The sequence below is a fragment of the Ochrobactrum sp. Q0168 genome, from assembly GCF_016427605.1.
Classification (GTDB): Bacteria; Pseudomonadota; Alphaproteobacteria; order Rhizobiales; family Rhizobiaceae; genus Brucella.
The window spans coordinates 26359-34822 of the sequence record NZ_JAELXQ010000027.1; the positions used below are offsets into that span (position 1 = coordinate 26359).

Consider the following 8464-nt stretch of genomic DNA (forward strand, 5'->3'; position numbering starts at 1 on the left):
AGATAATTTAACCCCGCATTTTCTTTTTTCGAGCCAGGATTAGAAACATCTCAACTGCCTCCGTTTCGTGTTCGAAATGCTGTAGCCTGATCTGCCCAGTGGTTCCAATTCGACCCCACTGGCGCGTTAGACAAGGCTCCCCGAACAGCGAATAGGAGATTTACATGGCATAGTAGCGCGCCATATCTGCCTGCGTCTTTCCGTTCCACGTAGAGGTGATATTGTTGTGTGCTCATTGAACGAAGGTCGCTGAAATCGTTCAAGCTGTCTAACGACAGTTCTGAATCAATGGGCCCTGACCGATTCATATTCGTGAACTATTGACCGCAGATCGGGTCCCTTTACACCAAACGGCTTAAAAATGAACGAGAATTAGGGGGGGCCAGTTTCTCCCCGATGGTAAAAATTAACGGCAGAAAGGGGAGGGGCCGTGAGTGATAATCCTGATTCTTACAAGTCCGAACAGTTGTACTCGCTCTTGATTGAAGGGGAGCGCGCAGTGGCGAAGTCAGCTCACGCCCCGGAGCATGCATCTTGGCTTGACCATATACGTATTGTCCAATTTGTGGCTATTGCAGTGGCATACGGATTTGCCACTGTGGCACTGATCAGCCGTGTTATTTAAAATCCCCGCTGCGGGGATATACCGGTATTTGCTCTCGCTATTTACGGTAAGAACGACAAGGGAAACCTCACTAAAGCTGAACAAAACGAATTGGCCAGCATTCTTCCCAAGTTGGCCGATGCCTATAGACAGAGAAAGGATAAGATATGACGGCCTTCGGAAAAGAGCTTATCCAGAGCGCCAATGAGGCACTGGCAATTGCGGAGGGACGCGCAGAACCAGCTGCCGTTTTCAACCGGATCATGCCGCGATGCTGTTGTTGAAAGTTATCGAACAAGCGCCTGAAACGGTGGCACTGGCTATCCGTGCTAGATAGTCGGCGCTTGAGCGCGAACAGTCAGCGATTGCAATCTTGTACATAAAAACATATATTGATGTACAAGAAAGGATGTACAATCATGTCATTCAATGTGAACGATCCTACGGTAGAGGCGTTGCTCGAACAAGTCATGAAGCAGAGCGGCATCCGCACCAAAGTTGGCGCTATTCGTATTGCCTTGCAGCACGAGGCCGATCGCTTGTCTCAGCAAACACCATTGCGCGACAAGCTTGCAGCTATCCGCGCCCGGAAGAAACTGACATTGGGTGAGGCCGTGCCAGGTGTCGACCAAAAGAAGTTGATGGACGAGCTTTGGGAGGACGAACAATGAGTTTTGTCGATGCTTCGGCCATTGTCGCCATCATCAACGAAGAGCCTGGCTATGATGAGATCGAGAAGCGCCTGAATGACGAGACCAAGCGGCTCTATGTTTCGCCGCTGGTTCGCTTCGAGGCTATGATGGCCATTGCACGCATCCATATTGATGCAGCGAAGGGGCCGGTGGATCGTGGGTCCATTATCGAAGAAGCTCAGCATATCGTTGATGAAGTGATCGAAGCGTTTGGTGCAAAAGATATCACTATCGATGGCAAAGTTGGCAGTTTCGCCACGCAGGCAGCCATTCAGTATGGCAAGATCGCAGGGCATAAGGCCAAACTGAATTTTGGTGATTGTTTTGCCTATGGCGCGGCCAAGGCCTACCGGATTTCACTTATCTACAAGGGCAATGATTTTCTGGAAACTGATCTGGCGTGATCGTTCCGCGCCGTCATAGTGCAGATACCGACTTCCCAATGAGGGGCGAAAAAAGATTTCCTGGACACTCTAAGTACGCACGAACGCTATAATTTATAAGCTAGAAAATAACATGTAAGTTAAATTTCATGGAAATGTAGTAGACGGCTGATGAAACCGCAATCAAAGAAATTATGATTAAAAGGTATTTCTTATTGAATTTTACGTCTTATTTTTCCACTAATAAAAAGAGATCACCAAAGACAGAAATTAAACCATGCAATAATGCGTGGGTAGTGCGCCCAATTTCAGTCATTACCGGAGCATTCTCTTGTTTTCCAAAGCGGTGTTCCCCTTATCCTGCTTTCTACCGACGAAGGTGTGGAATGCGGCCTGCGAGGAGCGGAGCGGACTTCCTGTATCGCATTAGCCTGCTCCGCAACTTGGAATTGTGCGGCTCGGTTGTCCAGCTGATGAAGACTTTCGTTATCGGGAAATGGGCGATCGATAGACAACTCCTGGCCCCCAGGTGCCAACCAGAAGATCACCATTCGTGGCACGGCCAAGCGCCACGGCGCTTCCTTCAAACCCCTCTACGACCACTTCGGAGCGGGCGTTGAAAGAAACCCTCCGGACCAGAGCTGCCCCGTTGTCGATAACAACAACAGCATCGGGCCCATCGGATAGTATGCCTACGCCCGGCCGAGAAAAGCTCTCTCCCAATTCCTGCATGGAGCCATCTGGAAGGATGCGTGTTACGCGCCCGCCTTATTGTGAAGTTACCTGACTGCCGTCTGCCATCTCGGTCACGCCAACGGGTAGCGACAAAGAGCGGGCGACGACGCGGGGCAATCCATTCGACGGATCGATTGAGAGAATTTCGCCTGCGGCGCGGTTCGCTACGAGCAACCGGCCTTCGGCAGAAAAAGCAATTCCAGTTGGGGTGGCCAGGTTCTCGGCAATGCGTGTATGACTCCCGTCTGGGTTGACGCGAACGATGTAGTCTCCAGAGTAGGAAGAGACGAATACGGTTCCGTCTGCATCAACAGCAATGCCGGCAGGAGAGGCGATGCCTTTCAGAACGGTCGAGCGCTTCCCATCCGCGGCAATCCGCTCAACCGTGCTATCGCCCCAGTTGGATACATAGACTGTGCCATCGGAATGGACAGCTATTCCGGTCGGGGCGTTGAACCCATCCCAGAGCTTTTCAGGTGTAGCGGAATTTGCGTATGCGGCGGTTGTAATCAAGGTTGGAAAGCCAGTAGCGGGAGCGAGGGCAAGAATGCTTACCACTGTTAGTGAACGAAGAGGTGCCATCATGCTGTTTCCCCTTCGTTGACGGGGAACCTGGCAGAGAACACTTCTTTGGCCGCAAAAAGCCCATTAAGCGCTGCGGGGAAACCGGCATAGACCGCCATCTGTATGATGACTTCGACGATTTCAGCCTTTGTCAGACCAACATGCAGCCCCGCCTCAATATGAACTCTCAGTTGTGGGGCGGCCGTTCCCATCGCAGTCAGCGCTGCGATGGTCGCGATCTCGCGGGAGCGCAAATCAAGCCCAGGACGGCTGTAAATATCACCAAACGAGAACTCGAAAACGTAATCTGCAAAGTCTGGCGCAATGTCAGCCAAAGCGGCAATGACATTGTGGCCAGCTTGGCCATCGATTTCAGCGAGCGCGCGCTTGCCGCGTTCCAGACGGCTTTCGTCGGGGTTCGGGAGTTGATGCGTCATAGTCTTTCATCCTCTGTTCGTTGCCAGCATATCCGGCAATCTTGGTATCGAGGACGACAAGGCAGGCTTGCAGTTTGGCCACATGTGCATGGACACGTTCGCGATGCTGTTCCAGCAACGCACCGCGATCAGCTTCTGTACCGACGCCGCGCTCCCGCAAGGCTGCATAGTGCAGCATTTCCCGAATAGGCATTCCTGTCATTTTAAGACGGTCCAGAAATTCTATCCAGGTCAGGATCGATGCGTCGTAATCACGCTGGCCTGATTGATCTCTGTCAGCAAAAGGTAGCAGGCCGATCCGTTCATAATAACGGATGGTATAGGCCGACAGTCCTGAGCGCTTCGCCAACTCGCCAATCTTCATCGGAGCCCTTCTTTCGTCACGACGCAGAAGAAGCTAATTGTTAGAGTGTACTCTAAGTCAAGAGGCAAGTTGTCATTTATCATGCTCAATCGAGAAATTGGTCGACTTTCGATTGGACAGATTCCCAACGGCTATTCGTCCGTAAGCCATCGTGCGACCGTTCATGCTCCCGCTATAGCGATCGCCGCAAGTATTATGGCAAACAAGGTCGCAGCCGTAGGCCCCGCCTTGTCGATGACAAAGCCTGCTGCAACGGGCATCAAGCCTGCAGGAAGGGGTCGGTTCAGGTCGAGGGCGATATGACACCTTACCCGTTTGTCCACGAGCGCTAGACACCCTAAGCCCGAACGAACGATGAACTTCACCCGTCTCGCAACAATCGACCGGTGCGGCGCAAAGGCCTGAAGCCATCTGTCATCTGCTATTCCGTATTCCAGATATTCGGCGACCGCTCTTGGCGTCAGCTTGGTATCGGTGAAGCTGGCGCTGTGCGGCTGCGGATAGCGGCACGCCGAAGTGCTCGACGAGGCGGCCCCCTAGCCGATTGCATCGTGCGGCCGGTCAACACCAAGAGCCGCCCGAAGGCCTAAGTTGCGTGGCGGGGCACGGCGCAGGGACACATCCGACAGATCAAACTTTTGTGTCCAGACGCCTCGCTCGTGTGCGATGGCTGGCGGCCTTTTCCCGGTTGCCGCAGGTTTCCATGCTGCACCACCTGCGCCTGCCGTTCTTGCTGGTGTCGATGAACAACATCACGCAGGCGGGGTGTTCGCATCGGCGCAGCCTGTTTGATTGCCCTGACAGGAGAGTCTGGGAGAAATCTGCAGCAATCTTACCAAGCAGGGCAGCTGCGGGACCGGTCACGAAGCGAGGCACCAGGTCCCAACCGCCGTCTTTCTCGACGAGCACAGAAACGACTGGACTGCAAGCAAGCTTTTCATTGACTACAGCCACGGTGTTCTTCGATGGCGCCGCGCCTGCAAGCAGGCTTTCCGCGCCTTCGCGCAACACGGCGCGGAAACGCAGCGCATCCTGCATCTCCCCCTCATTCGGCGTGAACGGTTTATCCAGGCCGAATTCTCCAGTAGCAACCGCCCATCGACCGAATGCATCGGGACCGTCGATAAGTTCGTCAAGGCCGCCGCCGCGAAGTGCTGGTTGGGTGTTGAGGAAATCGACCCACAAGGCATTGCCGAGGAAAGGGAAATCGTGATCGCTCAAAAGTAACCTCCAAAATATCTATTGACGAGTTATCATATTTATCAATAACCTTCAAATTCCATTTTTAACGGTTATTGCGATGGAGGAAGACATGGACCACGCCCAAACGGCATCTGGCGCCTTGCGGACCCCGGAAGAGAAAGCCGCCGGTTCCCTCACGCAGGTGCACTATCGCACGACTGCGGTTGAGGGGATCGAGATTTTCTACCGGGAGGCGGGTCCGGAAGATGCGCCAGTCATTCTGTTGCTGCACGGCTTCCCGACCTCCTCGCACATGTTCCGCGATCTTATTCCCCGGCTCGCGCAGCATTACCGGATCATCGCGCCTGACTATCCGGGATATGGACTGAGCAGCGCGCCGCAGACAACGGATTTCGCCTATACCTTCGAGAATCTCGCCGATGTCATCGACCGGTTCACAGAGGCCCTCGGGCTCGACAGCTACGCGCTCTACATGCAGGATTTCGGCGGGCCGGTCGGTCTGCGTCTGGCTGTTCGCCACCCGGAGCGCGTTCGTGCTCTCATCGTGCAGAATGCCAACGCCTATGAGGAGGGGCTGTCTCCGGCCATAGATGCGGCCCGCCCTGCCTGGGAACGCCGGACGGCCGAAACGGAAGCGGCGCTACGCGCCCTCCTGACGCTGGAGACGACCCGCTTCCAGTTCCTCCACGGCGCTCGTGACCCGAGCCTTGTCAGCCCGGACGCCTGGCTGCATGCGCAGGCGGGGCTGGATCGCCCCGGCAATGAGGCGATCCAGCTAGCCTATCTTCACGACTACGGTTCTAATCCCTACCAGTACCCGGTTTGGCAGGAGTATCTGCGCCAGCACCAGCCACCGACGCTTGTCGCCTGGGGGCGGAACGATCCGTTCTTCACCGAGGCTGGCGCGCAGGCTTATCGGCGCGACGTGGCGGATTGCGAACTGCATCTGTTAGAGACCGGCCATTTCGCGCTGGAAGAGGAGGCCCCGACGATCGCGTGTCTGATCCTCGATTTCCTGAACCGCAAATTGCGACCACGTTGAAGAGGCTCTCCATGGCCAAGCTAGTCTCAACAAAGCTGAAGCCGCGCACGAGCTCAAGCGTGCCGTATTCTTCCACGAACGCGCGCGCAGCGTGTTTTCGCCGATGCCTTCATTGACCAGATGGCGCAGCGTCTCGACATCTTCATCCGTCAAAATCTCAGCCAGCCTATCGCGCCGATTCATCGGCAGGACGGCGGCAATCGTGTCGAGCGTTTCGGCGCGCCGTTCGACGGCGGATTGCGATATCGAGAATACTCCAGGATTTTTCATTCTCTCAGTCATCATCTCCGGCTGTTTCGATAGCAGTTGCCGAACGGAGCCAGACAGATAAAGCAATTGCCATTGCGAATCCATCGACGCGCGACGGCTCATCTGTCTGCGAGATAGATGCCAGCTAAGAAGTGTGCGCTGAAAGGCGCCGTCGCTCTCGTATGTTTTGTTGATGTGATCGCTCGCATTTTTTCAATAACAGCTTGTGCTGTGCTTCTCTCAAGCGGAAACCTTTTGGGCGCTAACCGGTCATATTCTCCGAAGAAAGCAAAGATCCGCTATTTACTCACTAGTACTGTTTCAGGGAATTTCCAGTCCCCGTTCAACAGCTCGGCACGTGGCCTATAAAGCCTTACCGTGTAGTTCCAGTTCTTCGTAGTCGGCAGGCAATTCGGCGTATCCTTTTTGCATCCACCGAATTGCACCGTGATGCCGCCATCGTCGTTAGTTTTCGCCGTCAGGTTGTTGAGGGAGTAAGCATTGAGCGCATTCTTTTCAAAGTAACCCTTGGCGTTATAAACACTGACCGACCAGAAGCCATCGACCGGGACGTCCTTGACTGTAATGGTTTCAATCTTTTCGCCGCTCTCATCTTTGGGTTGGGCCGTTACATAGATCGCGGCTGATCGCGGATTACCACCCCAGCCGATAGCCGAACCAATTAGATAGTGAACTGGATCCACATCGCTGCGAGAGCCAAACATCCTATCGGAGTTCTGCAATGTGGAACCCAGGACTTTGAGCGCATTTCGTACCTTGTCTTGAGATGTCTTATCCCAGTTCGGCAAAATCAGCTCGCCTTGCGATGCTTGTTCGACTTTGATCGCGTCTTGAAGGGCGTGAACTTGTTTCAAATCGTCAGCACTATTCGGGTCGACCAGGGTGCGAATGTTGATGATCACATAGCGTGTTCCGATCTGGTCTCTGCTGTAGGTTTTCGTTCCAGGCGCATAGACGATCTCATGAGTAAATTGATCCTCATCGAGTACTTGCGACATCATATAGCGCTTTCCAGCATCCGGAAGGGTGACGGTCACCGGACCCGCGTCAAGATCGAAAATGCCGAATGAGTAAAGAGTATCCCGGTTCATGCGAACAACCTTTTGGTTGTCTATCGACTGCGGTGTGCGAGCGTGGAGGAATTTGCCGAAACCTCCTTCCTTGGCGTATGTGGCTATCGTCGTGTCAGTTTCCGCGCGGGGGAAGTTATCGACCGTGACGGGGATTTTGTCGGCCGCAAAGCCAACAGACGTGAACGCGACGCCGAGAGCCGCAAGGATAATCCTCGAATTCAGAAAGTGGACTCGCATGTCGCTTCTCCTGTTGTAGACACAGCGAAGCTACTACTCGGCGTTCAGCCAACAAGTACTTTACCGTAAATGCAAGCTTGGCTGCATGATTCCCTTGATCATGGAAAAGCTCACATCCATCGAGTTCACATTTTTGACCCCGTTTGATAACGTCTTGATCGGTTACGGATCGAGGGAGCCTGGGCAAAAGGGTTTCCTACCGGCCGATCAGCGGAAGACGCCTCCACAGCAAAATGTTGGAGTGGGGATCCCTGCATTCGACGTCTTGACCGGTCTGCCGGTGAAATAGACCGACTTGTCCTGCTCGCGATCGCTGATCTTGGTGCGGCCCAGATGAGTGCAACCGAGGGAAGTCAAGCCGGGTTCGGATACAACAGATGCGCGCACGTTTTCGCCCGTGCCTTCATTGACCAAATGGCGCAGTGTCTCGACACCCTCATCGGTCAAAAGGCCTGCCAGCACGTCGCGCCGGTTCATCGGCAAAACGGCGGCAATCGTATCGAGTGTTTCGGCGCGCCGTTCGACGGCGGAAACAGGCGCTGATGGCACGGGCAAAACTCCTTGATTAACTTGAAAGCGGCTTTCTGCGGCGCGGCTTTGCTTCGATTTTCACCGATTTGCGGCTTCACGGACCAAGGTTGCCAACAACATGCATGCGGTTCCAGACGGCGGCGCAAACGCCTTTGATGTTGCCATCATCATTATGGCGTTTGCTTTGCTCACGCTGATGCTTTTCTCAAACGGGAAATCTGTTTCTGACAAGGCTGTAGAAGATATAGTCAGCAAATGATACCAGGTGCCCATCGCAGTGGCCGATGGACGGGTGCATTTTGCTCGCTAATCGTCCCTCTTGACGCGCG

11 protein-coding genes and 2 pseudogenes are annotated in these 8464 nt (G+C 54.1%); 5 read left to right on the forward strand and 8 right to left on the reverse strand.

Translation table 11 applies throughout. From position 1 onward, the window contains the following. Positions 1 to 7: 7 nt before the first annotated feature. On the reverse strand, positions 8 to 160 hold the full coding sequence (locus JAU75_RS23180; protein WP_371836238.1) for a WGR domain-containing protein: 153 nt from the start codon (positions 158 to 160) through the stop codon (positions 8 to 10). A 270-nt stretch (positions 161 to 430) separates the two neighbouring features. Between JAU75_RS23180 and JAU75_RS23185 the strand changes: the two genes are divergently transcribed. From JAU75_RS23185 to JAU75_RS23195, 3 genes are all read left to right on the forward strand, one after another. Next, positions 431 to 625, forward strand: coding sequence for a hypothetical protein (locus JAU75_RS23185; protein WP_199058841.1), 195 nt, complete (start codon positions 431 to 433; stop codon positions 623 to 625). Between the two features lie 398 nt (positions 626 to 1023). After that, on the forward strand, positions 1024 to 1275 hold the full coding sequence (locus JAU75_RS23190) for a type II toxin-antitoxin system VapB family antitoxin (protein ID WP_199058842.1): 252 nt from the start codon (positions 1024 to 1026) through the stop codon (positions 1273 to 1275). Continuing rightward, a complete protein-coding gene (locus tag JAU75_RS23195) occupies positions 1272 to 1700 on the forward strand; it encodes a type II toxin-antitoxin system VapC family toxin (protein ID WP_199058843.1) in 429 nt (142 codons plus the stop codon). Before JAU75_RS23190 ends, JAU75_RS23195 begins: the two co-directional genes overlap by 4 nt. A gap of 747 nt (positions 1701 to 2447) precedes the next feature. On the opposite strand, the gene JAU75_RS23200 is transcribed toward JAU75_RS23195, so the two are convergent. From JAU75_RS23200 to JAU75_RS23215, 4 genes are all read right to left on the reverse strand, one after another. Then, positions 2448 to 2999, reverse strand: coding sequence for a hypothetical protein (locus JAU75_RS23200; RefSeq protein ID WP_199058844.1), 552 nt, complete (start codon positions 2997 to 2999; stop codon positions 2448 to 2450). After that, entirely contained in the window at positions 2996 to 3415 is a 420-nt protein-coding gene (locus JAU75_RS23205) for a carboxymuconolactone decarboxylase family protein (RefSeq protein WP_199058845.1), read from the reverse strand. Before JAU75_RS23205 ends, JAU75_RS23200 begins: the two co-directional genes overlap by 4 nt. Continuing rightward, complete coding sequence (locus JAU75_RS23210) at positions 3351 to 3779, reverse strand: MerR family transcriptional regulator (protein ID WP_199058846.1); 429 nt, start codon at positions 3777 to 3779, stop codon at positions 3351 to 3353. The genes JAU75_RS23205 and JAU75_RS23210 overlap by 65 nt, the downstream gene beginning before the upstream one ends. A gap of 630 nt (positions 3780 to 4409) precedes the next feature. After that, the gene (locus JAU75_RS23215) at positions 4410 to 5000 is read right to left on the reverse strand and encodes a CGNR zinc finger domain-containing protein (RefSeq protein WP_199058847.1); all 591 of its coding nucleotides are present in this window, start codon (positions 4998 to 5000) and stop codon (positions 4410 to 4412) included. Positions 5001 to 5091: 91 nt separating this feature from the next. Between JAU75_RS23215 and JAU75_RS23220 the strand changes: the two genes are divergently transcribed. Further along, positions 5092 to 6024 carry an alpha/beta hydrolase gene (locus JAU75_RS23220; protein WP_199058848.1) on the forward strand — a complete coding sequence of 311 codons (933 nt, stop codon included), beginning with the start codon at positions 5092 to 5094 and terminating at the stop codon, positions 6022 to 6024. Between the two features lie 77 nt (positions 6025 to 6101). On the opposite strand, the pseudogene JAU75_RS23225 reads toward JAU75_RS23220, so the two are convergent. From JAU75_RS23225 to JAU75_RS24335, 3 genes and pseudogenes are all read right to left on the reverse strand, one after another. Then, a pseudogene (locus tag JAU75_RS23225) lies at positions 6102 to 6294 on the reverse strand (hypothetical protein); the annotation flags it as partial. A 278-nt stretch (positions 6295 to 6572) separates the two neighbouring features. Continuing rightward, positions 6573 to 7604 (reverse strand): DUF1254 domain-containing protein, encoded by a 1032-nt coding sequence (locus JAU75_RS23230; protein WP_199058849.1) that lies wholly within the window; start codon positions 7602 to 7604, stop codon positions 6573 to 6575. A gap of 363 nt (positions 7605 to 7967) precedes the next feature. Beyond that, a pseudogene (locus JAU75_RS24335) lies at positions 7968 to 8153 on the reverse strand (integrase); the annotation flags it as partial. Positions 8154 to 8253: 100 nt separating this feature from the next. Here JAU75_RS24335 and JAU75_RS23240 point away from each other — a divergent pair. Further along, complete coding sequence (locus JAU75_RS23240) at positions 8254 to 8394, forward strand: hypothetical protein (protein ID WP_199058851.1); 141 nt, start codon at positions 8254 to 8256, stop codon at positions 8392 to 8394. The last annotated feature ends 70 nt before the right edge of the window (positions 8395 to 8464 follow it).

Bases quoted from the DNA above. Each gene is read 5' to 3' on its own strand.
- JAU75_RS23220 (WP_199058848.1), top strand. From the start codon at position 5,092: ATGGACCACGCCCAAACGGCATCTGGCGCCTTGCGGACCCCGGAAGAG.
- JAU75_RS23195 (WP_199058843.1), top strand. From the start codon at position 1,272: ATGAGTTTTGTCGATGCTTCGGCCATTGTCGCCATCATCAACGAAGAG.
- JAU75_RS23240 (WP_199058851.1), top strand. From the start codon at position 8,254: ATGCATGCGGTTCCAGACGGCGGCGCAAACGCCTTTGATGTTGCCATC.
- JAU75_RS23230 (WP_199058849.1), bottom strand. From the start codon at position 7,604: ATGCGAGTCCACTTTCTGAATTCGAGGATTATCCTTGCGGCTCTCGGC.
- JAU75_RS23205 (WP_199058845.1), bottom strand. From the start codon at position 3,415: ATGACGCATCAACTCCCGAACCCCGACGAAAGCCGTCTGGAACGCGGC.
- JAU75_RS23210 (WP_199058846.1), bottom strand. From the start codon at position 3,779: ATGAAGATTGGCGAGTTGGCGAAGCGCTCAGGACTGTCGGCCTATACC.
- JAU75_RS23200 (WP_199058844.1), bottom strand. From the start codon at position 2,999: ATGATGGCACCTCTTCGTTCACTAACAGTGGTAAGCATTCTTGCCCTC.
- JAU75_RS23190 (WP_199058842.1), top strand. From the start codon at position 1,024: ATGTCATTCAATGTGAACGATCCTACGGTAGAGGCGTTGCTCGAACAA.